This window comes from Ruegeria sp. ABV4_181, assembly GCF_056158465.1.
Map to the genome: position 1 here is coordinate 1,627,299 of NZ_JBSWTI010000002.1, position 25,719 is coordinate 1,653,017.

The following is a 25,719-nucleotide window of genomic DNA, read 5'->3' on the forward strand; positions in this document are numbered from 1 at the left end:
GTCACCGCGAAATGCGGTTGAAGTGGCCCATCTTGCGCCCCGCTTTGACCTCGGCCTTGCCATACAGGTGCAAAGCAACATCGCGTTCCTGCGCCAGTTCCGGAACACGGTCCATATCGCCGCCAATCAGGTTCTCCATGACCACGTCCGAGTGGCGCTGCCCGTCGCCCAGAGGCCACCCGGCCACGGCGCGGATGTGCTGCTCGAACTGATCCACCGCGCAGCCGTTCTGTGTCCAGTGACCCGAGTTATGCACCCTTGGCGCAATCTCGTTCACGATCAGGCCCTCAGGCGTGACGAACAGTTCGACCCCCATGACGCCGACATAATCCAGCGCGTTCAGAATATTGGCGGCCAGCAGAACCGCATCGGTGCGCTGTGCCGGTCGCAGGCGGGCAGGGATGGTGGTGGTGTGCAGGATGCCGTCGCGATGCACATTCTCGCCCGGGTCGAAACAGGCGACCTGTCCGTCCAGACCACGGGCGGCGATGATCGAAACCTCGTGGCTGAACTCTACGAACCCTTCGAGGATCGAAGGCGCGCCCGCCATGTCAGCCAGCGCGGTTTCGGCGTTCTCGGGCGCGCGCAGCCGCGCCTGTCCTTTGCCGTCATAGCCAAACCGGCGGGTTTTTAGGATGGCGGGTGTACCGATCCGGCTGATCGCCGCGTTCAGGCTGTCCAGATCGGTGATGTCGGCAAAAGGCGCCGTCTTCAATCCCAGCTCCTGCAGGAAGGTCTTCTCGGTCAACCGGTCCTGGCTGACGCGCAATGCCTCACGCCCCGGACGGATCGGCCGATGTGCTTCAAGAAGGTCCAGCGCCTCGGTCGGGATGTTCTCGAATTCATAGGTGATGACGTCCACAGAGTTGGCGAACGTGCGCAAAGCCCCGGCATCATCATAGGCGGCAGTGGTGACACGATCTGCCACCTGTCCGGCGGGCGGGTTCGCTCCTGGTTCAAAGATATGAGTCTTGAACCCCAGTCGTGCTGCTGCGACCGACAGCATCCGACCCAACTGGCCGCCGCCCAGTATTCCGATCGTTGCACCGGTGGGGAGCATTTCTGCCATCGTTACGTCTCCAATCGTTTGCCAATCGCGGTAAGAGCGCGTTGCAAAGCATCATGTGCGCCCCCTGACTGCAAAGTATCCGTCATCTGAAGGCTCAGCGTGCCTTCGGTCGCAAGTGCATCGCGCTCTGTTGCCAAATGACCCGCTTGCCCTTTGTGCATGGCTTCAAGAAAACCTGACATAAGTTGCGTGGTGTAGAACTCAGCTCCATGTTCGTCGCCTGTCTGCTCGGCCAGCCAGCCTGCGCCGGTTGCCATCAGATCCAGAAGGCCCGGCACCATGGCGCAGATTGCGAAATGGGCGTTCAATGCTGTCTCGTCAGCGACTTTCACCACCGGGTTTTCAGGCTCAAACAACCCGGCCAGCAAGCGATCATTGCCGTAGGCGGCGAGCGGGCACCCTCCGGTCTGCAAGAACCCCAGCGGGATGGTCTGCACGAAATCTGATGCTGGCGCGCATAATGTGGCAAGCTGGGCCTGAGGCACTGCGGCCATCACGGATACGATCTGCTGATCTGAGCGAAAAGTCAGCGGGCTCAGGACGTCTTCTGCAATATGTGGGCGCAGGCAGAGGAACACGATGTCCGAGGCATCGATTACCTCCTGCGGAGAGCCGACAGTGACACCAAGCTCGGTCTTCAGGTTATCGGAAACCTGCGCATTGCGCTCGGTGACGCAAATATCATGCCCTTTCGAGGCCATAAGCCGTGCAATCGGCGCCGCGATGTGGCCGGTGCCGATAATGCCGATGCGGCTCATCCCTGCGGTTCCTCGGGGATTGAGGCCGACAGCGCCTCACGCCACGCGTCCAGCCGCTCGGCCAGCTCGTCATCCTGCAACGCCAGAATACCCGCCGCCATCAATCCGGCATTTGCGCCCCCGGCCGCGCCGATGGCCATGGTCGCAACCGGAAAACCCTTGGGCATCTGAACGATTGAATACAGCGAATCGACCCCGGACAGGGCCCGCGTTTGCACCGGCACGCCGATCACCGGCACCCGCGTCTTCGAGGCCATCATCCCTGGCAGATGCGCGGCCCCGCCGGCGCCTGCGATGATAACGTGAAGGCCGCGCTGCACTGCGGTTTTGCCATAGTCCCACAAGCGATCCGGGGTGCGATGTGCCGAAACAATGCGCTTCTCGTATGCAATGCCCAGCTCATCCAGAATATCCGCGGCTTCCTTCATCGTGGGCCAGTCCGACTGGCTGCCCATGATGATCCCCACTTTCACATCGCTCATCCGCTTACGTCCCTGCCTTCGGAAAGAGCGCGCACTATAGCCAAATCCGACTATGTGGCAATGCGGTACAGGGGTTTCAGGCGATGATATCCGGGGTCAGGCGGTCTTCGATCAGGCGTATGATGTCCTTGAGGCGCAGTTTCTGCTTTTTCAGCCGTTTGATCGTCAGTTGATCGGACGTGCCTTTGGCCTGCAAGGCCTCGATCGCTTCGTCCAGATCGCGGTGCTGGCGGCGAAACACCTCCAGTTCGACCCTTAAAACCTCATCTGTTTTCATCGAAAGATCAGTGGGCGCATTCATTGGCGACTTGGTGTTGGTTGTGGTGCTTAACACACAAGATAGTGTGTCAGGGTTTATCCGGCCAGACCTTGTGGACATCCCCGCATATTCCCATATTCTATTCTACGCGGTTGCCGGAACGGGGCCGCACCACACGTCGCTTTGGCAATAAAGGACGATAATACGTGTCAAAACTTACGCTTGGCTCATACCCGCATCTTTTGGGGTTCGAGCAGTTGGAACGCCTTCTGGAACGGTCTGCAAAGGCCGGAAACGAAGGGTACCCGCCTTATAATATCGAACAGACCTCGGATTTTTCCTATCGCATCACCCTGGCCGTGGCCGGTTTTGCGGAAGAGGACCTGTCGATCACGATTGAGGACCGCCAGTTGGTGATCCGGGGCCGTCAACGCGACGACAGCGAGGGGCGCATCTTTCTGCACCGTGGCATCGCGGCGCGTCAGTTCCAGCGCATGTTCGTGCTGGCAGATGGCGTCGAGGTGGGCGAGGCGATCATGGAGAACGGTCTGCTGCATGTGGATCTGACCCGCGCCGTGCCGGAAACCGTGGTGCAGACGATTAATATAAGAAAGGGGTAAGAGCAATGAATACACCGATTGAACTGAATGCCGAAGGCGACCGGATCGTCTATGTCAAAACGGTCGAAGTCGCTGATCTGCCTCGGGAAGTGCGTGAACAGGCCGGTGATCTGGATCAGCTCTATGCGGTTCACGATTCCGATGGCCAGCAATTGGCGCTGGTTGCCGATCGGAAGCTGGCCTTTGTTCTGGCGCGCGAGCACGATTTCTCTCCGGTGGCCGTTCACTGAAACGGCCCCGCCGCGCGCGATTTTCTCGTGACATCCGCCGCCCCGCGGGCGAGATATGCAAACCGACAGAGGTTCGCATGGCTGCAAGGGGGCGCGACACATGAGCTGGTTTGACTTCGACTGGGTAGACGCGTTCAGCGACCGCGCCTTTGGCGGTAACGGATGCGCCGTGGTTCATGGCGGGGCGGCCCTGTCCGAAGACGTCTGCATGGCCTATGTGCGCGAGACCTCTCTGGTGGAATGCACCTTTACCGGACCGTCCGATGTGGCCGACATCCGCGTGCGCTATTTCCTGGCCAGCCGCGAAATTCCCTTTGCCGGACATCCCACAATAGCCACTGTCGCGGCGATGAAGTCCCGCGGGCTGTTTCAGGGCGATGCGGTGACGCTTGAGACCGGGGCAGGGATCGTTTCCATTCAACTGAACGGCGATGAGATCGAGATGACTCAGGTCGCGCCACAATTCGGGGCTCAGGTTCCTTCCGATCTGGTCGCTGCCGCTGTCAGCCTGCCCGAAGAGGCAATTATTTCGCCACCGCAAATGGTATCCACGGGCCTGCCTTTCTGCATCACGGTCCTGCGCGACCATGAGGCGCTGCGCGCGGCAAAGCTGGATCTGGCGGCGCTGCCCAAAGTAGCTGAAACAGCCGGGTATTCCGGTTCCGACATGGCCGAGCCTTTCCTTGTGACACTTCGGGGCGCGACCGAGGCGGGGGATACGTTTTCGCGCCTGCTGATGGCGCCGCCCAGCCCGCCCGAAGATCCGTTCACCGGATCGGCAACCGGTGCGATGGCCGCCTATCTGTGGAAGCACGGGCTGATGCCCAAAGATACGTTCATTGCCGAACAGGGCCATGATATGGGCCGTCCGGGGCAGGCTATTGTCTCACGCATCGGTCCTGCCGAAGCGATGACCGGCATCCGGGTGGCGGGCAAGGGGCATGTCCTGATGCGCGGCCAGGTCGATCTGCCCGAGCAGACGCAATGACCGAACCGGCCATCGCCATCCTGCCCTATGGCCACCGGCTAGGGCCAAAGCTGGCATCGGTCCCTCTGTCCGAACTGATCTGGCCGGAAGGTTGTCCGGATCGCCTGCAAGGCAAGAGCGTGGGTGATCTGGAATCCACCGATCATCTGATCATGTACCCCAATTCAACTGTGCATCTGCGCTTGCGCCGAGGCACGCGCGCGCGCATTTCGTTGATGATGGGAGAGCCCTCGGCCATCCATGCCAAGCACGACCGGATGCTGCGCTATACGTGGCGACGGTTCTTCCGGGTTCTGACGTTCCACGACGTGCTGTTGCAGGGAATCCCGAACGCAGTATTCCTGCCCTATGGCGTAACGATGGTGCCGGACTGGCGCGACCTCAATGTCGAGAAAACCAAATCCTGCTCGCTGATCGCCTCGGCTAAGCGTGATCTGGAAGGCCACCAGCTGCGCCATTCTGTAATCGACTGGCTGCGCGAAACCGGTTCGGATGTTGAAATCATGGGCCGCGGCTATACGCCGTTCGACCACAAATCAGACGGGCTGGCCCCGTACCGCTATTCCGTGGTGATCGAGAATGTGCGGGAGCGGAATTATTTCTCGGAGAAGCTGACGGACGCGATCCTGTGCTCGACAGTGCCGATCTATTGGGGCTGCCCGAATATCAGCGACTTCTTCGATACGTCGGGCATGATCCTGTGCGAAACCGAAGCGGGTATCCGGCAGGCGATTAATGCCGCATCTGATAAGGATTTCGCCGCGCGCCTGCCGCATCTTCAGGCGATCCAACCCAAGGCCGCCGAATTCGGAGATTTCGAAGGACGCGCCGTCGCCGCCTTGCGCGCAGAGCTGTAACGGCACAAAAAAGCCCCCGCAATGCGAGGGCTTTCGGTAGCTTCTGATCAGACCTTACGACCCGGCGATCAAGCCCATGCTCTCCAGCTTCAGCAATACCTGATGGGCGCAGTTGTCGACATCGACATTCTCGGTCTCGACGCTCAGTTCCGGGTTCTGAGGTACGTCGTAAGGGTCAGAAATCCCGGTGAATTCCTTGATCTTGCCCTCGCGTGCCAGCTTGTACAGGCCCTTGCGGTCGCGGCGTTCGCATTCCTCGATGCTGGTCGCGACATGCACCTCGCAGAAAGCGCCGAATTGTTCGACTTCTTCGCGAACAGCGCGGCGGGTCGTCGCGTAGGGCGCAATCGGGGCGCAAATGGCGATGCCGCCATTCTTGGTGATCTCGCTGGCCACGTAACCGATGCGGCGGATGTTCAGGTCGCGGTGCTCTTTCGAGAAGCCCAGTTCCGAAGACAGGTTCTTGCGCACGATGTCCCCGTCCAGCAGGGTTACCGGACGACCGCCCATCTCCATCAGCTTGACCATAAGCGCGTTGGCGATGGTGGATTTGCCCGAACCCGAGAAACCGGTGAAGAACACGGTAAAGCCCTGTTGGCTGCGTGGCGGTTTGGTCTTGCGCAGTTCGGCCACCACTTCGGGGAAGCTGAACCATTCCGGAATTTCCAGACCTTCGGACAGACGGCGGCGCAATTCGGTGCCCGAGATGTTCAGGATGGTGACGTTGTCCTTGTCCAGAATCTCGTCATTCGGTTCGTACTGGGCGCGTTCCTGCACGTAGACCATGTGCTTGAAGTCGACCATTTCGACGCCGATTTCGTCCTGGAACTGGCGGAACAGGTCCTGCGCGTCATAGGGGCCATAGAAATCCTCACCGGCCGAGTTCTTGCCGGGGCCCGCATGGTCGCGACCGACGATGAAGTGAGTGCAACCGTGGTTGGCGCGGATCAGGCCGTGCCAGACCGCCTCACGCGGGCCGGCCATACGCATCGCCAGGTTCAGCAACGACATCGACGTGGTCGAGGCCGGGTATTTGTCCAACACGGCCTCATAGCAGCGCACGCGGGTAAAGTGATCAACGTCGCCCGGCTTGGTCATGCCGACGACCGGGTGGATCAGCAAGTTGGCCTGTGCCTCTTTCGCGGCGCGGAAGGTCAGTTCCTGATGCGCGCGGTGCAGCGGGTTGCGGGTCTGGAAGGCGACGATGCGGCGCCAGCCCACCTTGCGGAAATAGGCGCGCAGTTCATTCGGCGTGTCGCGGCGGGCGCGGAAATCATAGTGGACGGGCTGTTGAATGCCGGTGACGGGACCACCCAGATAGACCTTGCCCGCAACGTTGTGCAGGTAGTTCACGGCGGGGTGGGCATCGTCGTCGGCGCCAAAAACCTTCTCGGCCTCGCGCGCCTTGTCCGGAGTCCAGCGGTCTGTCACCGTCATGGTGGCCAGAATGACGCCCTCCTGATCGCGCAGGGCAATATCCTGACCCAATTCGATCTTTTCAGCGAACTCTTCACCGACATCCAGGGTAATCGGCATCGGCCACAGGGTGCCGTCCGCCAGGCGCATGTTTTCGACGACGTTGTCGTAATCGGCTTCGCTCAGGAACCCTTTGAGCGGGTTGAAGCCGCCGTTCATCAGCAGTTCCAGATCGCAGATCTGGCGCGGGCTCAAGTCCCAGCTGGTCAGGTCGGCGGCTTCTACTTTCAGCTTCTGTGCCGACTCGTACGAGACATACAGTTCAGGGATCGGAGCCAGATTGCTTAACATCGTCATTGGAATACTCTTGTCGAAGTGTGGTTTTGCCGGTGATTTAGGCGCGATTGCGGGGCATTTGCCCCGACCATTGGTCAAAGTCCATATGCATTTGCGAAACAAAGGACGATATGCGCGGTTTTTCCCCGGATTGGAAGGATTTTCCGCTATCTGCGGCGTTATACGACCACGATCCCCCAGATGCAGGGTATTCGGCGGGAAAACGCGCGAGTGTTCTTATGCGGCTTTGTCGGCATCAAGGTCGGACGCATTTGTAATCGGCAGGGCCGGGACCGGCTGCGTCACACCGCGCAGGTTGAACGGGCGCAGGCCGCTCAGGTCATCGGTGTACCCGGCTGCTTGCAGCAGTTCGGCCGAAACCAGAAGCTCGACCCCCAGCGCCTTGGTCTCTGCCTCCAGCCGGCTGGCCACGTTGACGGCGTCTCCGATGATGGTGCGTGATGCGTTGCTGGCGGCGCCGATTTCCCCCAGCACCAGATCCCCAAGATGCAAACCCATTCCGATACGGATCCGCGGGCTGCCTTCGGCCTCAAGCTGCTGGTTGAAACGCGCCAGAGCCCGGCTGACATCGGCGGCGGCGTTCAGCCCGGCCCGGGCAGAGCTTGCCGCGTCTTTGGTTTCGAAGACGGCCAGCAGCCCGTCGCCCATGTATTTATCGACCACGCCCCCATCCGCCGTGATCGCCGGGACAATCGCGTCGAAAAACCGGTTCAGCAGGAACACAATGTCGTAAGGCAACTGGCCGGTCGTCCGAGAGGTAAACCCCCGCATATCCAGAAACAGCACCGCCAGTTGCCGTTCCTGGCCCTGGCTTGCATGTGCCCGGTTGCGGCCGCCATCGGGGCGGAACATGCGAAAGGCAGTGATCGGCTCGGTCGGGCGGATTTGGCAGGCCAGCCGCGTACCTGCGGGGGCGCTGACGGCAGCAAGGCTGCGGGCTTCGACCTCGCTGGGTTCCGGTAATTGGTCGCCCCCGTTTTCGACAATCACACGGCAGGTCGTGCAGCGCCCCTTGCCGCCACAGAGCGCCGTGTGCGGAATGCCGTTAGCCTGCGAAATCTCAAGCAGGGTCATGCCCTTTTCGGCAACGATCTCGGGGCCTTCGACATATTTGACCCGGACCGAATGTCTGCGCCGCCACATCTTGCGGATCACGAACACAGCCAGTGATACGCCCAATGCCATCCAGAACGCCATCAGCGCGTTGTTCTTGACGCTAAACATGGCCTGAAACTCTTCAGGCGAGGGCCAGTTGTAATGTTCGATATATTGCTCGCGCAAAAACGGATCGGCAAAATCCGCCCAGATGCGCCGCCCTTCAGTCAGCAGACCGGCCAGAGCGAAGGACGGAACAAAAACCGCAAGGCCGATCAGATAGGGCACCGTCTTTGACCACCAGCGCGTCAGCCTGAGCCACATATGCAATCCGATGCAACTGTGAACCCAAACCAGCAATACCAGCAGGCTTTGCATCCAGATCACGGTGCTGGGCCACATCAGGATGATGATGTACCCCATCTCGTCGTTCACATCGTAAACCTCATGCGCATAGCGGGTCTGAACGATGTGAGAGATCAGTTGCAGCGGGATCAGCAGCCCCAGAATGACCTGCAGGGCCGTTGCGAATGGCATCCGCAAGGTTCTGCGCTGACTGATGGAATAGAGGGCCAGACCCGCGTGCACCAACAGCGCGGCATATAAAACCGTGCTGATGATATCGTGCCGGGTTACGAATTTCCGGCCATCTTGCATGCCGTGCAGGTAATCGGTGTGAAACAGGCCAAGCCCGATATTGATGAAGTGAAAGAACGCAAAGGTAAACAGAACCAGGCCGCTGCCGATCCTCAGCCGGGTTGCCCACCCGCCTTGCCACAGAACACTTTTCAATCAATCCACCTGCGTTCGCTTTGCTCGACACCGAGTTTGATACGCGGCGGCGGACGGGTCAAGCCAAGGTTGAGCGACGCAGATCGGCATCCCCGGACGGGACCGGGGATGCCGGCGCAGGAGTTATTCCTGTTCGGCCAGGAAACGTTCGGCGTCCAGCGCGGCCATGCAGCCCATTCCGGCGCTGGTAACGGCCTGACGATAGATGTGGTCGGTCAGGTCGCCAGCGGCGAAGACGCCCGGAACCGAGGTCTCGGTCGAGCCCGGCTTGGTCACGACATAGCCACCCATATGGGTTTCCAGCGAATCCTTGACCAACTCGTTGGCGGGCGCGTGGCCGATGGCCACAAAGACACCCTTGCAGGGGATCTCGGTGATCTCGCCGGTCTTTACGTTCTTGACGCGCGCACCCTCGACGCCCAGCGGGGCGTCGGTGCCGATCACCTCATCCAGTTCGTGGAACCACAGCGGCTCAATCTTTTCGTTCTTGAACAGACGATCCTGAAGGATCTTTTCAGCCCGCAACTCGTCGCGGCGATGGATCAAGGTGACCTTGCTGGCGAAATTGGTCAGGAACAGCGCCTCTTCGACGGCCGTGTTACCGCCGCCAATCACCACGATTTCCTGCCCGCGATAGAAAAAGCCGTCACAGGTGGCACAGGCCGATACGCCGAAACCCTTGAACTTGTCTTCTGACGGCAAGCCCAGCCATTTCGCGCGCGCGCCCGTGGCCAGAATGACGGCGTCGGCAGTGTAGGTCGTGCCGTTGTCGCCCTTGGCGGTAAACGGGCGCTTGCTGACGTCGAGATTGCTGATGATGTCGCCGATCACCTCGCATCCCATCGCCTTGACGTGATCCTGCATGCGCACCATCAGATCCGGGCCCTGAACCTCGGTATCGCCGGGCCAGTTCTCCACCTCGGTGGTGGTGGTCAGCTGACCGCCGGGTTCGATGCCCTGAACCAGAATAGGCTCCAGCATCGCGCGGCTGGCGTAGACGCCCGCGGTATAACCGGCCGGTCCCGACCCGATGATCAGAACCTTGGTGTGTTTCGTTTCGGCCATGGTACCCCCAACTCGATCTGCCTGATTTGGGCATGCAGCCCCTGGCGAATGGATATAGCGACCCCTGTGCGGTGCTTAAAGCCCCTTCCTGTTTCGTATCCGCTATGCATGCTGCGAATGGCGCTGAAAAAAAGGACATTGAAAATAAAGAATATTGCGCAAGCACGAAAGATTATTGCGCATCTTCCGGGTGCTGATATAACAACCGAAAAATCAGGAGCATTTGATGGTCGCGACACGGCTGGATGAAATTGACCGCAAGATTCTGGCGGAATTGCAGGCCGATGGCCGCATGACCAATGTCGAGTTGGCGAAACGCGTGGGTATTTCGGCACCGCCCTGCCTGCGGCGCGTTCGGACGCTGGAAGAATCCGGCCTTATCCGGGGCTATCACGCTGATGTGAATTCGCGCGAACTGGGATTCGAGGTTCAGGTCTTTGCCATGGTCGGATTGGAAAGCCAGGCCGAAACCGAACTCAGCGCCTTTGAAGAGCGCTGCCGGGAATGGCCGCTGGTCCGGGAATGCCACATGCTGAACGGTGAGGTGGACTTTATCCTGAAATGTGTCGCACCCGATCTCAGCAGTTTTCAGCAGTTCCTGACGGGCGAGTTGCTGACCACGCCGAACGTGGCCAGCGTCAAAACCTCGCTTGTCATCCGCGGCGCAAAAGACGAGCCCGGCGTGCCCTTCGACGTTCTGGAAGAACGAATGAGCCGGACGGCGTGAACATCATCCGCTTTGGGTGTTGTTTTGCCGGCGGCAGAAAAGCCGCGACCGTTAATGATAAAATCCAACTCAGTATCAGCTGCATGATGCCCCCACATTGCAGTTTCCGTTGAGGTTAAGTCGAAATTGCGTCTATTTCTCCGTCTCCCGCGCGCGGCATGGCCAGCGGACCAAAATCGTTCAGCGAATCGACATGCGCGAACAGGTTCAGATAGATGGATCGCAATGAATGGCTGATCCTGCGAACGGCATTGACGCCGGGATGGTAGGATTCGAACTGCAATCCATCAACCTTGATGACCGAATGCCGCTTCAGGCAGATGTGAAACAGCTCGACCGGTGTCGGCGGCAGCGTCTCAATCACGCTTGTGCCGTCCTGAAACTCGTGAACCGGCGTCAGCACCTGACAGTCGCCATGCACGTGACGCAGATGGGCAGGCGTGCCAAGCAAGCGCGCCGACGGGCCGGCGATCACGCCGGATAGCGGTTTTTGCATACCGAACGTGTCGGCCATGATCCGCGTCAGCGGCCGCGTCCGCCCCCGCGAATCCTGACGTCCCGGGATCAAGGTGACAGACCCTTTCCACAAAATGGTTTCCGAGGTGCCGTCCTGCGTCAGCACGGTATCCCCGGGCAGAAGATCCTCGATCGCCATCGGACCGGTTTCGGTTTCGACCAGCGACCCCCGGGTAAACGCGCAAAAGGCGTCCTCAAACACTGGCAGGGCGGGTGCAACATGGCGGGTTTGCACGACGTCCCCGTTTTTCATCAATGTGCTGACTTCATAGCGGCGCAGCTGCGCCTTTTGCTTTGTTGTTGGTCTTGGCGCATCCCGCAACAGAGCCGACGTGTCGACGGCATTCTGGGCGGCGCGCGATAAAGAATGTGGAATAGGCATTAGTATTCCGACCCCTCTAATCTCCGCACAGGTGGGCTGAACCCCATTACTGGCCGACCTGTTCGGGTTTTATCTTTGTCTTGAATGTAAGGAGTGACCGCATTGCGACAGTCGAACGGACCGCGCATCGCGATGGAATTTCGCACATTTCTGGTCAACACACTGACCCCCCAGACAAACTCGCACAATCGCAGGCTAAAAACGCCTGCGCACACATGCCCCAAAAACCCATGCCGCGCCAAATTCAGGCGGCAGGACACACACCGGACTGGAGCACCCCTCCGTTGTGCGTATTAACCCTTGGAACCGGCAGCTTGGTTCCGCGGGCCGTGTTGGTCAGCGCCGAGCCGCCAGGCGGCGTGCGACTCTGACCGAGTGGCTGGAAACCCGTTTCCAGGGCATTTCCAGCTCGTGCTCTCTGGTGGCCGCGACAACGGCGCTGAGAAAGCGAGATTTTAACTTCATTTTATTGTCCTGCCCTTTTGGGGTCTGAAGCCCCGTTTCCCTCTGAGCCTTGAACATGACGTGCCATTAAGGCGTCGATAAGGCTGATCCGGGATGAATTCAGGACAAACGAAGTCAGTCAGTTCCTTTTTCAATAAACTGTCGCGCACGCATTGATTTTTGGCTGGTAAACACCTGAGCACGGACAAAAAACATAAAATTCTACCGACTCAGATAGACACAAAAAATGTGGCGAAAAAGCGGCGAAATTGCCACAATTGGGGCCAGCCTTACAATTTAATGGCGGAAATCAGGCGCCCGTAATCGGCCTCTTTCGCGTGCGTCGAGCGGCGGTAGGAATAGAATCTGTCGGGGTCGGAATAGGTGCAGTGACGGGTCCATTCGGCCCGGCCGACCCCCGCCTGCCGCAGCTTGTGCAACCCGAAGGCGGGCAGGTCGAACTGCAATCTGTCGCCTTGTCCATTTGCAAAAAACCGCAGGTTTTCGGGCGATTCCGCCACGAAGTCATCCAGGAATTCCGGTCCGACCTCATACGCACGTTGCGAGATCGTGGGGCCGATGACGGCCCTGATGTTTTCCCGCTTTGCGCCCAAATCCTCCATCGCGTCCAAAGTGGCTTCCAGAACGCCATCCAATGCACCGCGCCACCCGGCATGCGCCGCCCCGATCACTTTCGCGTCAGGATCGGCGAACAGGACCGGCTGACAATCCGCCGTCAGAATCGTCAGGGCCAAACCGGGGGTCGATGTCACGACGGCGTCCGCCCTGGGCTTTTCGCCATTGATGGGGCCATTGATTGTCAGGACATCCGGCGAATGAATTTGATGCACACCAACCAGCGCTTCGGGTGCGACGTCCATGGCGTCGGCCACGCGGTGGCGGTTCACTGCAACGGCTTCGGTCTGGTCCGATGACCCGTAGCCGCAGTTCAGGCCCGCGAAAATCCCCGAAGACGCGCCGCCGCGACGGCTGAAGAACCCATGTCGGACAGGTGACAACAGATCCGAAGTCAGAATTTCCAGCGTCATGAATCCAGTCCCGGTGGAGGTGCGGCGTAGGTGGGAAAAAGCCCCAGCACTTTGAACAGGTTTCCCATTTCCTCGGGGTGCGTCAACCGGCGATGTGCGGCAATCAGCGTTTCAAGCTCGGAACCGCTCAACCCTTTTGCCAGGGTCTGCGCGCGATGGGCGATTCCCAAACGCTCAAGGAACACACCCTGCGTGGTCAGACGCGAATGGGCGCAACCAGCGGCGCGGGTCGCGGATGCCAGCGCTTCGAAATCCACATGCGCCGTCAGATCCGCCCGTCCCGGAGCGATAAGGGGATCGGCGCGCTCATGGTCTTTCAGGGCCTGCAGCGTATCACCCAACGAGCGCCAGTCCCCATAATCCACGATCAGACCGGCGCCGCCATGGGTTGCAATGCGGCCGGCGATCACGGTTGTGATGGGGATTGCAGCGGCGCACAGTTCAACCAGATCGCCGTCTGTGGTGTCCGCAAGCCGGTCTTTCAACGCAACTTGATCAGCCTGCGGACCCAGCCCGAATGTCAGCGCCGTGCCCTGCATTCCGATCAACCTTTCGCGCCAGCCATCGCCATCGCGCAGGAACTGACGAATCGGAAGCGCGTCGAAAAATTCGTTTGCGACCAGAAACAGCGGGGCTTCGGGCAGATCGGTGACTGCATTGATCCATCGCGGCGCACGACCTTTCAAGGTTCGCGCCTGAATATCCCGCAAAGCAGGTGAAGCTTCGAGCAGAACGATTTCCGCCGCGTCCAGAAATCCCGGGATATTGCGCGTGGCGCGCAGAATATCCGCCATCAGCGTCCCGCGCCCTGGTCCAAGCTCGGCCAGAACGAAGGGATTCGGCTGCCCCTGATCTTTCCAGCATTGCGCCAGACACACGCCGACAAGTTCACCAAACATCTGGCTGATTTCGGGCGCGGTGATGAAATCCCCCTGTGCGCCCAACGGATCGCGGGTGGTGTAATAGCCATGGGTCGGGTGCAGCAGGCAATCGGTCATGTAGTCGGCCACGCTCATCGGGCCGTCCAGCGCAATGCGCGCCAGCAGATGATCAATCAGGCTCATGACGCGGACCGCGCGCGCAGCGCGAACCACAGCCCAAGCGCGATCATCGGCAGCGACAACATCTGTCCCATGGTCAGGCCGTACCCGCCCACATGCCATGCCAGTCCCAGCGGGTTTCCGGGTGAGATGAACTGCGCATCCGGCTGACGGAAAAACTCGACAAGAAACCGCGACGCGCCGTAGCCGGCCAGAAAGACACCCAAGACAAGACCCGGCTTGCGAAACGCCCCGCGCCGATAGGCCAGCCACAATAAGACCGCGCCCAGAATCAGACCTTCCAACGCCGCCTCATAAAGTTGCGAGGGATGCCGCGCGCACATGCCCGCAACAACGCCGGGGCAATCCTGCGCGGCCGGGCCGGGAAAAATCACAGCCCATGGCAATTCGCTGGGCCGCCCCCAAAGCTCGGCATTGGTGAAATTCGCCATCCGTCCCAGCAACAGTCCCGGCGGCACCGCATGTGCAATCAGATCGGCGAGAGACAATACCGGTATCCGGTGGCGCCGCGCATATAGGTAGGACGCGATCACAACCCCGAGCAGCCCGCCATGAAACGCCATGCCGCCCTGCCAGACCTTCAGAATCTCTGCCGGGTGCGAAAGGTAATATGCGGGCTGGTAAAACAGCACGAACCCAAGCCGCCCACCCAGAATCACACCAAGGATGATCCAGGTGACCAGGTCCTCCAGTTGTTCCGGCTTCAATGGTGGCGTCTTTTCAGGCCACAGAGCGGGACGTTTCAGCGCCATCACCCCCATGCGCCACGCAATCAGAATACCGACGATATAGGCCAGCGCGTACCACCTCAGGGCGAACTCCGTCCCGAACAGTGAGATCGAGAACAGCTCGGGCGACAGATCGGGGAAATTCAGAACAGCCTGCATGTGCGTCTCATTGCCCGGGGTTTGCGGGGCAAGTCAACCTTGAGCCCGCGCCATTCTTTACCCATATAGAAGCCAACCGCGATATCGGAGTAAAACCATGCAGACCCGCAACAAGATCCTCGACGACGTTTCCCAGTTGATGACCAACGCCATGGGTGTGGCGCAGGGCGCCCGGGAAGAGGCAGAGAACGCGATGAAGTCGATGATCGACCGCTGGCTGGCCGACCGCGATTTCGTCACGCGCGAAGAATTTGACGCAGTTCGTTCGATGGCCCAGAAAGCGCGCGAGGAAAACGCCGCACTCGCAGCGCGCATCGCCGCGCTTGAGGCCAAGCTGGACAAGTAACGCCATAGATTTCCGGATGGTTCGGGACAAGCCCTGCGCCGCACAATCCGACCCAGGGTTGTGCGGTGACGTGTATTCTGACGCCTTGCGGGATTTAATCAAGGTAAAGCTGCATTCCGTGCCAATATTTTGAGTGGCGTTGCCATCTGTCCACAACTTATTGCTGTTATCCCCAATAAATAGGGTTGTCAGAACCCGCCTCGCATCGCACCATATTTAGTACAGGCCTACGGGGGAAGCCCGGCTTGTAGAGCAGGCAACTAGCGCTGGGGCGCTGCCAGCCCCAACATGCTAGAGATTAGTGAGGTGGCATTATGGCCCTTTCCGAGCAGTTTCTCGAAGAAGACCTTCATCCGATCGACATTGTTGAACATCTTGCCGAACATCACGACTGGGATTTTGACCGGATCGGGGATGATCAGATCGCCATGGCTGTCGAGGGGCAGTGGCGAACATACTCGATCACGCTGGCCTGGTCCAATTTTGACGAAACACTCCGCATGGTGTGCTCGTTCGAGATGGAACCACCGTCCGAGCGGGAAACCGAACTGTATGAGCTGCTGAACAAGATGAACGATCAGTGCTGGGCCGGCGCGTTCACATATTGGGCCAATCAGAAGCTGATGGTGTACCGTTATGGTCTGGTTCTGGCCGGCGGCCAGATGGCCAGCCCGGAACAGATCGACACGATGATCACCGCCGCGGTGCTGAGCGCCGAGCGGTATTACCCGGCGATCCAGCTTGTCACATGGGGCAACCGGACCCCGGAAGAAGCGATGCAAGTCGCCATTGCAGAGGCTTACGGCCGCGCGTAAAGCTTTGCCCCGAACCGAATGACAGGGGAGGGGCAATCATGGACATGTCACGTGTCGCCGAACAGGGGCTTGTGCTTCTGGGATGCGGCAAGATGGGGTCGGCCATGCTTGCCGGATGGTTGGAGCATGGCCTTCCTGCGCCATCCGTTTGGGTGATCGACCCGAATCCCTCGGACTGGTTGAAGGCGCAGGGCGTCAACATCAACACACCGCTGCCTGAAGCCCCCGCCGTGGTGCTGGTGGCCGTCAAACCGCAGATGATGGGCGTGGCTCTGCCTGCCATTAAGGCGCTGGGGGGTGGCGACAGCCTGTTCATCTCGGTCGCGGCCGGAACTTCGATTGCCACGTTCGAGAGCGTGCTGGGCAATGCCACTCCGATCATTCGCGCGATGCCCAACACCCCGGCCGCGATCCGGCAGGGGATAACAGCCCTGATCGGCAATGCGAAAGCCTCAGACTCTGACGTTGCACTGGCGGAAAATCTGCTGTCAGCCATTGGTGAGACCGTTCGGTTGCAGGATGAGGCGCAGATGGACGCCGTTACCGGCCTCAGCGGTTCCGGTCCGGCCTATGTGTTCCACCTGATCGAAACTCTGGCCGCCGCAGGGCAGGCGCAGGGCCTGCCGCATGAACTGGCTATGAAACTGGCCAAATCCACCGTGGCCGGGGCGGGCGCTTTGGCATTGGCTGCCGACGAGGACCCGTCGCAACTGCGGGTCAACGTAACGTCGCCCAATGGCACGACGCAGGCCGCGCTTGAGGTGTTGATGCATGAAGAATTCGGCTTTCCCGATCTGCTGCACCGCGCCGTCAAGGCCGCAACCGACCGATCCAAGGAGCTTTCGCGTGAGTGAGATTACATTCGATGACTTTCTCAAGGTCGACATCCGAGTGGGCACGGTGATCCGCGCCGAGCCGTACCCGGAAGCCCGCAAACCCGCGATCAAGATGTGGATCGACTTTGGCGATGAGATTGGCGAACGCAAAACCTCGGCGCAGATCACCGCGCATTACGATCCTTCTGCGTTGGTTGGAAAACAGGTGATGGCGGTCGTCAATTTCCCGCCACGCCAGATCGGCAGGTTCATGTCCGAGGTTCTGGTGCTGGGTCTGCCAGACGACAATGGCGAGATCGTCCTGATCGGCCCGGATGGCGAGGTTCCGATCGGCGGGCGGATGCACTGATGAAATTGCTGATCGCCCGCCCGATGACCGCAGCTGTCGAGGCTCGCGCCCGTGCCGAGTTCGATGTCGAGATCCGCAGCAACACTGCGCCAATGTCGCTCCGGGAAATGATGCGGGCCCTGACAGAGTTCGACATTGTGGTTCCAACGCTGGGCGACCAGTTCTCAGCGCAGGTCTTTGCTGAAGCAGTTGCGCCCCGTTGCAGGCTGCTGGCCAATTTCGGTGTCGGCTACAACCATATCGACGTGGCTGCCGCGCGGTCCGCTGGGGTCGAAGTGACGAATACCCCCGGTGCCGTCACCGACGCCACGGCGGACATTGCCATGACGCTGCTGCTGTCCACCGCCCGCCGCACGGGTGAAGGTGAGCGGCTGGTGCGCGCAGGCCACTGGCAGGGCTGGCACCCGACCCAGATGCTGGGCCATCACGTCTCTGGCAAACAGGTTGGCATTGTCGGCATGGGCCGCATCGGTCAGGCCATCGCGCGACGGTGTCATTTCGGTTTCGGAATGCGGGTGGCGTACCAGTCGCGCAGCCCCAAAGACCTGGATTTTCCGTCCGACTATTTCGGCGATCTTTCAGCGCTTGCCGCGGCTGTCGATTTCCTCGTGCTGGCCGTTCCCGGCGGGGCTGAAACCCGCCATCTGATCAATGCGCAGGTGCTTGAGGGCATGAATCCATCTGCCATCCTGATCAACATCGCGCGCGGAGAGGTCGTTGACGAAGCGGCCCTGATCGCGGCCCTGCAGACCAGGCGCATCGCGGGTGCGGGGCTGGACGTGTACGAGTTTGAGCCAGCGGTCCCACAGGTCCTGCGCGACATGGATAATGTTACCCTGCTGCCGCATCTGGGCACGGCGACCGAAGAGGTTCGCACCGATATGGGGCATATGGCACTGGACAACGTCGCAGCATTTGTTGCGGGTCGCCCCTTGCCGAACCCGGTTTAGGCGCCCACCGCCTCGCGCCAGTGTTTGCGGCAGAGCGACACATAGGTCTCGTTCCCGCCGATCTGAACCTGCGCGCCTTCGGTAATGGCATTGCCGCTTTCGTCCTGACGAATCACCATCGTCGCCTTGCGGCCGCATTTGCAGATCGTGCGGACCTCGCGCATCTCGTCGGCCAACGCCAGCAACGAGGCGGAGCCCGGAAACAGGTGGCCCTGAAAGTCTACCCGTAGCCCATAGGCCAGAACAGGCACATTCAGGTCATCCACCGCCCGGGCAAGCTGCCATACTTGGGTCTCGGTCAGAAACTGGGCTTCATCGACAAAAACGCAGGCGATTTCACCCTGGCTCAGCCGAGTCTCAATCATTGTGAACACGTCGTCGCCGACCGAGAAGGTGTCCGCATCTGCTGATATTCCGATCCGCGACGCGATCCGCCCGATACCGGCGCGCCCGTCCAGCGCCGCAGTCATTAGATAAGTATCCATGCCCCGCTCGCGATAGTTGTGCGAGGCCTGCAGCAACACGGTCGATTTGCCCGCGTTCATGGTGGAATAATTGAAGTAGAGCTTAGCCATAGGCCGGGTCTAAATCGCCTGACCCGTATGGGCAAGGCATCAAAAACCGAAAGGAAAGCGACGTCGCCGTTGCCGTTGCAGAGGCTGAGCGAAAGCTCATAGGGGATGGAACCCCCGCGTCAACAACAGCGACGCCGTCGGCCAACATTTGGCCTGTAAACAGCAGGGCTTAAATGGCGCCCTGCAAACACTCATTACCGGCCGGAACGGCCGCCACTCACTCACAAAACCCCCGCATATCTGAGGGATAGCCAACATATGACATTTCAATTATGAATTGAGTATGGGAATTTTCTATTCCCTTTCCCCTGCAGTGGCATATCTTGTAGGAGAGGCAGGCAGCAAAGGTAAAAAAATGGCAGATATCGGGGCCTATCTGAAAAAGCACACCGAAGCTTTGGTCAAAGACGTCGGAATTGAATCCGCTTGCGAGATTACCGGCAAGTCCAAGGCAACTTTGGGCCGATATTATTCCGACAACGCGGAACATGCCGACCGGTTCATGCCCGTGGACGCAGTTGCCCGGCTTGAGGCGGTGGCAACTTTTCCGCATGTGACTTCGGCGCTGGCCGACCTCAAAAACATCACGCTGTCCTATGACGGTCGCAACACGGACAGCCCGCGCACCGGTGGGGTAAACTCGGATGTCATCGCGCTGAGCCAGCGGTTCGCAATGCTGATGACCGAATATCAGGCGGCCATCGAAGACGGCATCATCACCGTGAACGAAGCCAAGCGACTGCTGAAAGAAACCAGCTTGCTGCAGCAGGTGCTAATCGAAATGAAGCTGCATCTGGAAGAAGAAAGCGTAAGCTGAGTCGGTTCGACCAATTTTCGGGATCGGTCAATCCTGATCGCTATCTTCGGCGGTTGCTTCGGTTTTCGAAAGTGTAAGCCCGGATTCCGGGTTGGATCAGCGGCGACCGTAGGGCCTTACTTGTGCCGCCTCAAAATCACCGAACCCACCGAATACCCGGCGCCGAAGGAGCAGATCAGTCCGACATCCCCGTTTTCCAGATCGTCCGAGTATTTCGAAAATGCGATAATGGAACCGGCCGAGGACGTGTTTGCATAGTCCTGCAGGATGTTGGGCTGTTCATCTGCCTCCGGCTCGCGCCCCAGAACTTTCTTGCCGATGAAATCGTTCATCGTCTTGTTGGCTTGATGCAGCCACAGGCGTTTCAGGTCATCGCTGCCCACGCCTTCTGCGCCCATGTGATCGGCGATGTGTTTGCTGACCATCGGCAGCACTTCCTTGAACACCTTCCGGCCATTTTGCATGAACTGCATGTCGCGGCGGTCAACGACGCCATCCGGGCGCGAACGGCGCAGGAAACCGTTGTTATTGCGGATATTGTTCGAAAAGGACGTGGCACAGCGGGTCGAGAGGATTTCGAAATGCGGGCCCTGGGCGTCTTCAATCCGTTCAATCAGCGCGGCGGTCGCAACGTCGCCGAAGATAAAGTGGCAATCGCGGTCCCGCCATTCCAGATGGCCGGAACAAATCTCGGGGTTCACCACCAGTGCAGACCGGACCGAGCCCGAGCGGATCATGTCCGCCGCCGCCTGAATGCCGAAGGTGGCCGAGGAACAGGCGACGTTCATGTCAAAGCCAAAACCCTCAATTCCCAGCGCCTGCTGAATCTCAATCGCGACCGCGGGATAGGCGCGCTCGTGATTCGACGCTGCGCAGATTACAAGATCGACGTCCGCCGCGCTGCGACCGGCCTGGTCCAGCGCCTTCTTGCAGGCGTCGATCGCCATCTCGGTCATGATGCCGGGCTCGTCATCGTTGCGTTGACGCAGCAGGGGATGCATCACGTCCGGGTCCAGCACCCCGGACTTGTCCATCACGTATCTGTTTTCGATTCCAGAAGCTTTCAGGATGAACTCTTCCGACGAATGCTGCATCGGTTCCATGTCACCGGCTGCGATCGCGTCGGCGTTCTCGGCGTTCTTCTTGTCGGCATAGGCGTTGAAAGCCGCGACAAGTTCAGCATTGGTAATGACGTTCTCGGGCGTGAAAACACCGGTACCGGTGATGGCAGGGGTATACATGGCTGGTCCTGACGGTTTCGAATCCGCCTAAAATGCAGTCACAATGTGATTTGATCAAGGGATGGTGACCCAAGGGAATATACTGGGCCCGATCAAATTCAACTTCACATCTTGAATAGTTCAAATTTTGAAGTATATGCACCCCCTGACGCGCACGGAGCCCCTCATGTCCGACGATATCAGCACCAGACTAAGCCGTCTCAGCCCCGAGATTCAGGCGATCATGGGCGTATATGCGCTGTACTGGAAACTGGAAGAGACGTTCGATTGTATCGAAACGGATCTGAGCCATCCAGAATGCCATATGCTGATTAAACTCGACCAGCCAAAGCGTATGGGTGTTCTTGCGGCTGACATGCTAAGCGTTCCTTCGACGATTACTGCAACTGCGGACGGCCTTGAAAAAGCGGGCTATCTGATTCGCGAACGTGACCCCGAAGATCGCCGGGCCTGGCTGCTGGTTCTGACTGCGAAAGGCGAGGAAGCCCGGAATATGCTGGTCGCCGAAGCGGGAAATCTGTTTCACCGCGCCTCTGGGCTGGACGCCCGGGAAACCGCCGAATTCGCGCGCCTGGCGTGCAAAATCCGTGACAACATTCTGAAAACGGGAATTCCCGAGGGACTGACGAAATGAAAATCCTCTCTGCTCTTAGCGTTGCGCTGATTGTGCTCGCAACGTCCACCGCTGCCGAAGAAATGGCCAAACCGGTAAAGCTGATGGTGGCCAAGGAAACGTCGCCGGGGTTTTCGCGCCAGTTTTTCGGGCGCGTTGCCGCGCGCCAAACCGTTGATCTGGCCTTTCAGGTTGCCGGACAGATTGTCGAAATGCCGGTGACCGAAGGCTTTGTGATCCCCGAAGGTGAGTTGATCGCGCAACTGGATCAGGAGCCGTTTCAACGTCGCTTTGACCGGGCGGTTCTGCAAAAGGATCAGGCGGACCGCACGGTGGCACGGCTGTCGCGGCTGCGGGGGACAACCGCCAGCCAGGTTGCTGTGGATGACGCCGAAACAGCCGCGCAGCTGGCGGATATCGCCGTGCGCGACGCGGAATACGATCTGGAGCAGGCGACCCTGAGTGCACCGTTCGACGCGCTGGTGTCCAGCCGCGCGGTTGAGGCATTCACCACTGTTTCGGCCGGAACGCCCATCGTGCGCATCCACGATATGTCCGAATTGCGGATCGAGGTGGACGTTCCCGAAATCCTGTTCCAGCGCTCGGGCCAGCAGGATGACCTGACGATTACCGCCAAATTTCCCGTCAGCGACGAAGTATTCCCTCTGCAAATCCGCGAATTCGATGCTGAATTGTCGAGCGTTGGCCAGACATTCCGCATCCAGTTCGGCCTGACCCCACCGGAAGGGCTGCAAATCCTGCCGGGGTCTTCTGTGACGGTGACGGTACAGGTGCAGGACAACCAGACGGGCATCGTCATTCCCGCCACGGCTATCGTCGCGGACGCCGAGGGCACGCTGAGTGTCATGGTGTTTTCACCGGCCGGTGCCGAGGAAGGCACCGTGCGCCGCGTACCCGTGACCATCCAGCCAACGCAGAGCGGAGAGGTCCGCGTGCTGACCGGATTGTCCGATGGTGACGAAATCGTCGTCGCCGGCGGGGCTGCGCTGACCGATGGTCAGACCGTCAGCCGCTTTGCCGGCTTTGCAAACTGAAGGGCGGACAGATGAATATCGCGCGCGCATCCATCGACCGGCCGATCTATACTTGGCTGGTCATTCTGATTGCCCTCTTCGGCGGCATCTGGGGTTTCCTGTCGCTGGGTCGTCTGGAAGACCCGGCTTTCACCATCAAGAACGCCGTCATCGCCACCCAATACCCCGGTGCAACTGCCGAGCAGGTCGCCCTGGAAGTGTCCGAACCGTTGGAATCGGCGATCCAGCAAATGGGCGAGATCGACACGATCACCTCGGTCAACCAACCCGGATTCTCATTGATCGAAGTCGAGATCAAATCCACCTATGACGGCACCGAACTGCCGGAGATCTGGACCAAACTGCGCGCCAAAGTGCGTGACGCCGCCCGGGCCTTGCCTTCAGGGGTCGGCCAACCCTTTGTCAATGACGGGTTTGGCGACGTCTTCGGGCTGTTCTACGCGGTAACCGCCGAAGGCTTTTCTGATGCCGAAAAGCACGAATTATCCACCTTTCTGCGGCGCGAGTTGCTGACCGTCGAAGGGGTCGCGGATGTCGAAGTGATGGGCCTGCCGGAAGAGGCGATCTTTATCGAGCCCGACCTGGCCATTTCCGTGAACCAGAACGTGCCCCTTCAGGCGATCAACGAGGCCATCGCCAACGCGGATTCGGTGAATGCATCAGGCTCTTTGCGGTCTGACGGTGACCGCACAACGATCTTGACAGCTGAAGGATCGGACAGCGTTTCGGCGATTGCCGGTCTGTCCGTGGGGTCTCAGGGTCAGGTCGTCAACCTGTTCGATATGTCGGACGTGTATCGCGGCCGCCAGACCGACCCCGAGGTCGTAATCCGTTTCAATGGCAGCGAGGCTTTCACCCTGGGCATCGCGGGCCTGTCGACCGAAAACATCGTCGAGGTCGGCAAACGCGCCGATGCCAAGTTTGCCGAACTGGATATGCAGATCCCATTCGGCGTCGAAATCCTGCCGATCTATCAGCAGCATGTGGTGGTCGAGCAAGCCTCGAACGATTTTCTGGTCAACCTCGCCCTGTCAGTGACCATTGTGGTTGCTGTGCTGGCCATTTTCATGGGCTGGCGCGCGGCGGTGGTCGTGGGATCGACGCTGTTGCTGACCGTTGTGGGCACGCTCCTGTTCATGTCGATTTTCTCGATTGAGATGGAGCGGATTTCGCTGGGCGCCCTGATCATCGCGATGGGGATGCTGGTGGACAATGCCATCGTGGTGGCCGAGGGCATGCAGATCGCCATGCTGCGCGGCAAGGATTCCCGCAGCGCGGCGGAAGAGGCTGCCTCGAAGACGCAAATCCCGCTGCTGGGCGCGACGATCATCGGGATCATGGCATTTGCCGGGATCGGTCTCAGCCCCGACGCGACAGGGGAATTCCTGTTCTCGCTGTTTGCGGTGATCGGCATATCGTTGTTGCTCAGCTGGGTTTTGGCGCTGACTGTCACACCGATGCTGGGCCACTATTTCTTCAAGCAGGAAAAAGAGGGCGCGGTGGATGCCTATGGCGGCATCATGTTCCGTATCTATGGTGGCATCCTGCGCTGGGCACTGCGGTTCCGCTGGCTGGTCATCGCAGCGCTTGCGGGGGTGACGGTGGCGTGTTTCGCGGGCTTCGGGCTGGTGAAACAACAGTTCTTCCCGGACTCCAACACGCCTCTGTTCTTCGTGCACTACAACCTGCCACAAGGCACACCCATCGCCCGCACCGCCGAGGATATGGCGGTGTTCGAAAACTGGCTGGCCGAACGGGAGGATGTCGTCTCGGTTGCCACCTTTGTAGGGCAGGGCGCGACGCGGTTCCTGTTGACCTATTCGGCGGAAAAACCGAACCCCAGCTATGGTCACATGATCATCCGCACCGAAACGCTGGACGACATTCCGGCGCTGCGCGCGGATCTCGAAGCGTTTGGATCGGCGCAGTTCCCCGAAGGTAAGTTCCGCACCAAGCGGCTGATCTTCGGCCCGGGCGGGGGCGATCCGATTCAAGCGCGGTTTTCGGGCAGCGACCCCGCGGTCTTGCGCCAGCTGGCAGATGAAGCGGTGCAGAAAATGCGCGCCGCGTCACCGAACGCCCTGAACGTGTATCACGATTGGCGCGAGCAGGAACTGGCGGTTCAGCCGATCTACGCGACCGAGCGCGCCCAGACCGCCGGGGTCACCCGCGAAGACATTGCCGCCACGCTGCAATTTTCGACCGACGGGATAAATGGCGGCGTCCTGCGCGAACGCGACCGTCTGATCCCCATCATTCTGCGCCGCCCTGCGGACGGCGATTACTCGATCGTGGATCAGGTCGTGTTTTCGGATCAGTCCGAACGGTTTGTGCCGATCGAGCAAATGGTCGACGGGTTCGAATACAAGTCCCTCAACACGCTGGTACACCGAAGAAACCGCGTGCTGACCATCACGGTAGGGGCCGACATCCCGCCGAATATGACTGCCGCGCAGGTGCACTCCGAAGTGCGTCAGGCCATTGAAGAGATGGAACTGCCCGCAGGGTATCGCATGGAATGGGGCGGAGAGTTCGAGAACGCCGGCGACGCCAACGCCAGCCTGGGCCGTCAATTGCCGTTGAGCTTGCTGATAATGGTGTTGATTTCCGTGTTGATCTTCAACGCGATACGGCAACCGATCATTATCTGGCTGTTGGTGCCCATGTCCGTCAACGGGGTCGTTATCGGCCTGCTGGGAACCGGCTTGCCGTTCACATTCACGGCCCTGCTGGGTTTGCTCAGCCTGTCGGGCATGCTGATCAAGAACGGCATCGTTCTGGTCGAGGAAATCGATCTGGTCCGCGAGACCGGGAAGGGTTTGCATGAGGCGATCATCGAAGCGTCGGTTTCGCGCCTGCGGCCTGTCATGCTGGCGGCCATTACAACCATTCTGGGAATGGCGCCGTTGCTGACAGACGCGTTCTTCCGGTCGATGGCCGTAACGATCATGGGCGGGCTGGCCTTTGCCACCATCCTGACAATGGTTGCCGCGCCGGTCTTCTACATGGTCCTCTTTCAGCGGGAAGAAAGACGAAAAACGGCACCGCAACCCGTTGTTTAAATGAAA

29 protein-coding genes are annotated in these 25,719 nt (G+C 59.7%); 15 read left to right on the top strand and 14 right to left on the bottom strand.

Going from position 1 to position 25,719, the window contains the following annotated elements; genetic code table 11:
- Position 1: 1 nt before the first annotated feature.
- The 4 genes from ACXAC3_RS08015 to ACXAC3_RS08030 form a co-directional block, all read right to left on the bottom strand.
- Positions 2-1,069, bottom strand: coding sequence for a 5-(carboxyamino)imidazole ribonucleotide synthase (locus tag ACXAC3_RS08015; RefSeq protein ID WP_475158505.1), 1,068 nt, complete (start codon positions 1,067-1,069; stop codon positions 2-4).
- Positions 1,070-1,071: 2 nt separating this feature from the next.
- Positions 1,072-1,827 (bottom strand): NAD(P)-binding domain-containing protein, encoded by a 756-nt coding sequence (locus ACXAC3_RS08020; protein ID WP_475158506.1) that lies wholly within the window; start codon positions 1,825-1,827, stop codon positions 1,072-1,074.
- A complete protein-coding gene (gene purE, locus ACXAC3_RS08025; RefSeq protein ID WP_475158510.1) occupies positions 1,824-2,309 on the bottom strand; it encodes a 5-(carboxyamino)imidazole ribonucleotide mutase in 486 nt (161 codons plus the stop codon). Before purE ends, ACXAC3_RS08020 begins: the two co-directional genes overlap by 4 nt.
- Before the next feature lie 76 nt (positions 2,310-2,385).
- Positions 2,386-2,610 (bottom strand): YdcH family protein, encoded by a 225-nt coding sequence (locus tag ACXAC3_RS08030; RefSeq protein ID WP_010441787.1) that lies wholly within the window; start codon positions 2,608-2,610, stop codon positions 2,386-2,388.
- Between the two features lie 164 nt (positions 2,611-2,774).
- Here ACXAC3_RS08030 and ACXAC3_RS08035 point away from each other — a divergent pair, with 164 nt between their 5' ends.
- The 4 genes from ACXAC3_RS08035 (at position 2,775) to ACXAC3_RS08050 (ending at position 5,263) form a co-directional block, all read left to right on the top strand.
- On the top strand, positions 2,775-3,188 hold the full coding sequence (locus ACXAC3_RS08035) for an Hsp20 family protein (protein ID WP_058275530.1): 414 nt from the start codon (positions 2,775-2,777) through the stop codon (positions 3,186-3,188).
- A gap of 5 nt (positions 3,189-3,193) precedes the next feature.
- Positions 3,194-3,418, top strand: coding sequence for a DUF1150 family protein (locus ACXAC3_RS08040; protein WP_475158516.1), 225 nt, complete (start codon positions 3,194-3,196; stop codon positions 3,416-3,418).
- 100 nt (positions 3,419-3,518) lie between these two features.
- Entirely contained in the window at positions 3,519-4,406 is an 888-nt protein-coding gene (locus ACXAC3_RS08045) for a PhzF family phenazine biosynthesis protein (protein WP_475158520.1), read from the top strand.
- Complete coding sequence (locus ACXAC3_RS08050) at positions 4,403-5,263, top strand: hypothetical protein (protein WP_475158524.1); 861 nt, start codon at positions 4,403-4,405, stop codon at positions 5,261-5,263. The genes ACXAC3_RS08045 and ACXAC3_RS08050 overlap by 4 nt, the downstream gene beginning before the upstream one ends.
- A gap of 54 nt (positions 5,264-5,317) precedes the next feature.
- Here ACXAC3_RS08050 and ACXAC3_RS08055 read toward each other — a convergent pair whose 3' ends face one another.
- The 3 genes from ACXAC3_RS08055 to trxB all read right to left on the bottom strand — a co-directional run bounded on the left by ACXAC3_RS08055 (position 5,318) and on the right by trxB (position 9,988).
- A complete protein-coding gene (locus ACXAC3_RS08055) occupies positions 5,318-7,036 on the bottom strand; it encodes a bifunctional sulfate adenylyltransferase/adenylylsulfate kinase (protein ID WP_475158526.1) in 1,719 nt (572 codons plus the stop codon).
- Positions 7,037-7,252: 216 nt separating this feature from the next.
- Positions 7,253-8,923 carry an adenylate/guanylate cyclase domain-containing protein gene (locus tag ACXAC3_RS08060; RefSeq protein ID WP_475158529.1) on the bottom strand — a complete coding sequence of 557 codons (1,671 nt, stop codon included), beginning with the start codon at positions 8,921-8,923 and terminating at the stop codon, positions 7,253-7,255.
- Positions 8,924-9,046: 123 nt separating this feature from the next.
- On the bottom strand, positions 9,047-9,988 hold the full coding sequence (gene trxB / locus ACXAC3_RS08065) for a thioredoxin-disulfide reductase (protein WP_475158532.1): 942 nt from the start codon (positions 9,986-9,988) through the stop codon (positions 9,047-9,049).
- Positions 9,989-10,105: 117 nt separating this feature from the next.
- Between trxB and ACXAC3_RS08070 the strand changes: the two genes are divergently transcribed.
- Both ACXAC3_RS08070 and ACXAC3_RS08075 read left to right on the top strand, forming a co-directional pair.
- The gene (locus ACXAC3_RS08070; RefSeq protein WP_475158536.1) at positions 10,106-10,237 is read left to right on the top strand and encodes a hypothetical protein; all 132 of its coding nucleotides are present in this window, start codon (positions 10,106-10,108) and stop codon (positions 10,235-10,237) included.
- Complete coding sequence (locus tag ACXAC3_RS08075; RefSeq protein WP_475158540.1) at positions 10,215-10,715, top strand: Lrp/AsnC family transcriptional regulator; 501 nt, start codon at positions 10,215-10,217, stop codon at positions 10,713-10,715. Before ACXAC3_RS08070 ends, ACXAC3_RS08075 begins: the two co-directional genes overlap by 23 nt.
- Positions 10,716-10,830: 115 nt before the next feature.
- Here the strand turns inward: ACXAC3_RS08075 and ACXAC3_RS08080 are convergent, their stop codons facing one another.
- From ACXAC3_RS08080 to lgt, 5 genes are all read right to left on the bottom strand, one after another.
- The gene (locus tag ACXAC3_RS08080; protein ID WP_475158543.1) at positions 10,831-11,613 is read right to left on the bottom strand and encodes a Hint domain-containing protein; all 783 of its coding nucleotides are present in this window, start codon (positions 11,611-11,613) and stop codon (positions 10,831-10,833) included.
- A gap of 336 nt (positions 11,614-11,949) precedes the next feature.
- Positions 11,950-12,078, bottom strand: coding sequence for a hypothetical protein (locus ACXAC3_RS08085; RefSeq protein WP_475158547.1), 129 nt, complete (start codon positions 12,076-12,078; stop codon positions 11,950-11,952).
- Positions 12,079-12,347: 269 nt separating this feature from the next.
- Positions 12,348-13,106, bottom strand: coding sequence for a peptidoglycan editing factor PgeF (gene pgeF / locus ACXAC3_RS08090; RefSeq protein ID WP_475158549.1), 759 nt, complete (start codon positions 13,104-13,106; stop codon positions 12,348-12,350).
- Positions 13,103-14,170, bottom strand: coding sequence for a class I SAM-dependent methyltransferase (locus ACXAC3_RS08095; RefSeq protein ID WP_475158552.1), 1,068 nt, complete (start codon positions 14,168-14,170; stop codon positions 13,103-13,105). The genes pgeF and ACXAC3_RS08095 overlap by 4 nt, the downstream gene beginning before the upstream one ends.
- On the bottom strand, positions 14,167-15,054 hold the full coding sequence (lgt, locus tag ACXAC3_RS08100) for a prolipoprotein diacylglyceryl transferase (protein WP_475158555.1): 888 nt from the start codon (positions 15,052-15,054) through the stop codon (positions 14,167-14,169). The genes ACXAC3_RS08095 and lgt overlap by 4 nt, the downstream gene beginning before the upstream one ends.
- Positions 15,055-15,151: 97 nt before the next feature.
- On the opposite strand from lgt, the gene ACXAC3_RS08105 reads away from it, so the two are divergent.
- From ACXAC3_RS08105 to ACXAC3_RS08125, 5 genes are all read left to right on the top strand, one after another.
- Positions 15,152-15,400, top strand: coding sequence for an accessory factor UbiK family protein (locus tag ACXAC3_RS08105; RefSeq protein WP_475158557.1), 249 nt, complete (start codon positions 15,152-15,154; stop codon positions 15,398-15,400).
- Positions 15,401-15,714: 314 nt separating this feature from the next.
- Positions 15,715-16,215 carry a type III secretion system chaperone family protein gene (locus tag ACXAC3_RS08110; protein ID WP_475158561.1) on the top strand — a complete coding sequence of 167 codons (501 nt, stop codon included), beginning with the start codon at positions 15,715-15,717 and terminating at the stop codon, positions 16,213-16,215.
- Positions 16,216-16,253: 38 nt separating this feature from the next.
- Positions 16,254-17,069 carry a pyrroline-5-carboxylate reductase gene (proC, locus tag ACXAC3_RS08115; RefSeq protein ID WP_475158565.1) on the top strand — a complete coding sequence of 272 codons (816 nt, stop codon included), beginning with the start codon at positions 16,254-16,256 and terminating at the stop codon, positions 17,067-17,069.
- Positions 17,062-17,400: a tRNA-binding protein gene (locus ACXAC3_RS08120; RefSeq protein WP_475158570.1), complete on the top strand. Its 339-nt coding sequence runs from the start codon at positions 17,062-17,064 to the stop codon at positions 17,398-17,400. The genes proC and ACXAC3_RS08120 overlap by 8 nt, the downstream gene beginning before the upstream one ends.
- Positions 17,400-18,350, top strand: a complete 951-nt coding sequence (locus tag ACXAC3_RS08125) for a 2-hydroxyacid dehydrogenase (RefSeq protein WP_475158574.1) — start codon at positions 17,400-17,402, stop codon at positions 18,348-18,350. The genes ACXAC3_RS08120 and ACXAC3_RS08125 overlap by 1 nt, the downstream gene beginning before the upstream one ends.
- On the opposite strand, the gene ACXAC3_RS08130 is transcribed toward ACXAC3_RS08125, so the two are convergent.
- Positions 18,347-18,925 carry a thymidine kinase gene (locus tag ACXAC3_RS08130; protein WP_475158576.1) on the bottom strand — a complete coding sequence of 193 codons (579 nt, stop codon included), beginning with the start codon at positions 18,923-18,925 and terminating at the stop codon, positions 18,347-18,349. The two genes, ACXAC3_RS08125 and ACXAC3_RS08130, sit on opposite strands and share 4 nt — an antisense overlap.
- A gap of 355 nt (positions 18,926-19,280) precedes the next feature.
- Between ACXAC3_RS08130 and ACXAC3_RS08135 the strand changes: the two genes are divergently transcribed.
- Positions 19,281-19,742, top strand: a complete 462-nt coding sequence (locus ACXAC3_RS08135) for a hypothetical protein (protein WP_475158578.1) — start codon at positions 19,281-19,283, stop codon at positions 19,740-19,742.
- Between the two features lie 116 nt (positions 19,743-19,858).
- Here ACXAC3_RS08135 and ACXAC3_RS08140 read toward each other — a convergent pair whose 3' ends face one another.
- The gene (locus tag ACXAC3_RS08140) at positions 19,859-20,983 is read right to left on the bottom strand and encodes a beta-ketoacyl-ACP synthase III (protein ID WP_475158581.1); all 1,125 of its coding nucleotides are present in this window, start codon (positions 20,981-20,983) and stop codon (positions 19,859-19,861) included.
- 166 nt (positions 20,984-21,149) lie between these two features.
- Here ACXAC3_RS08140 and ACXAC3_RS08145 point away from each other — a divergent pair, with 166 nt between their 5' ends.
- From ACXAC3_RS08145 to ACXAC3_RS08155, 3 genes are read left to right on the top strand one after another with little or no spacing between them, the layout of a single operon-like run.
- A complete protein-coding gene (locus ACXAC3_RS08145) occupies positions 21,150-21,617 on the top strand; it encodes a MarR family winged helix-turn-helix transcriptional regulator (protein ID WP_475158585.1) in 468 nt (155 codons plus the stop codon).
- The gene (locus tag ACXAC3_RS08150) at positions 21,614-22,651 is read left to right on the top strand and encodes an efflux RND transporter periplasmic adaptor subunit (RefSeq protein WP_475158589.1); all 1,038 of its coding nucleotides are present in this window, start codon (positions 21,614-21,616) and stop codon (positions 22,649-22,651) included. The genes ACXAC3_RS08145 and ACXAC3_RS08150 overlap by 4 nt, the downstream gene beginning before the upstream one ends.
- An 11-nt stretch (positions 22,652-22,662) precedes the next feature.
- Positions 22,663-25,713, top strand: a complete 3,051-nt coding sequence (locus ACXAC3_RS08155) for an efflux RND transporter permease subunit (protein WP_475158591.1) — start codon at positions 22,663-22,665, stop codon at positions 25,711-25,713.
- The last annotated feature ends 6 nt before the right edge of the window (positions 25,714-25,719 follow it).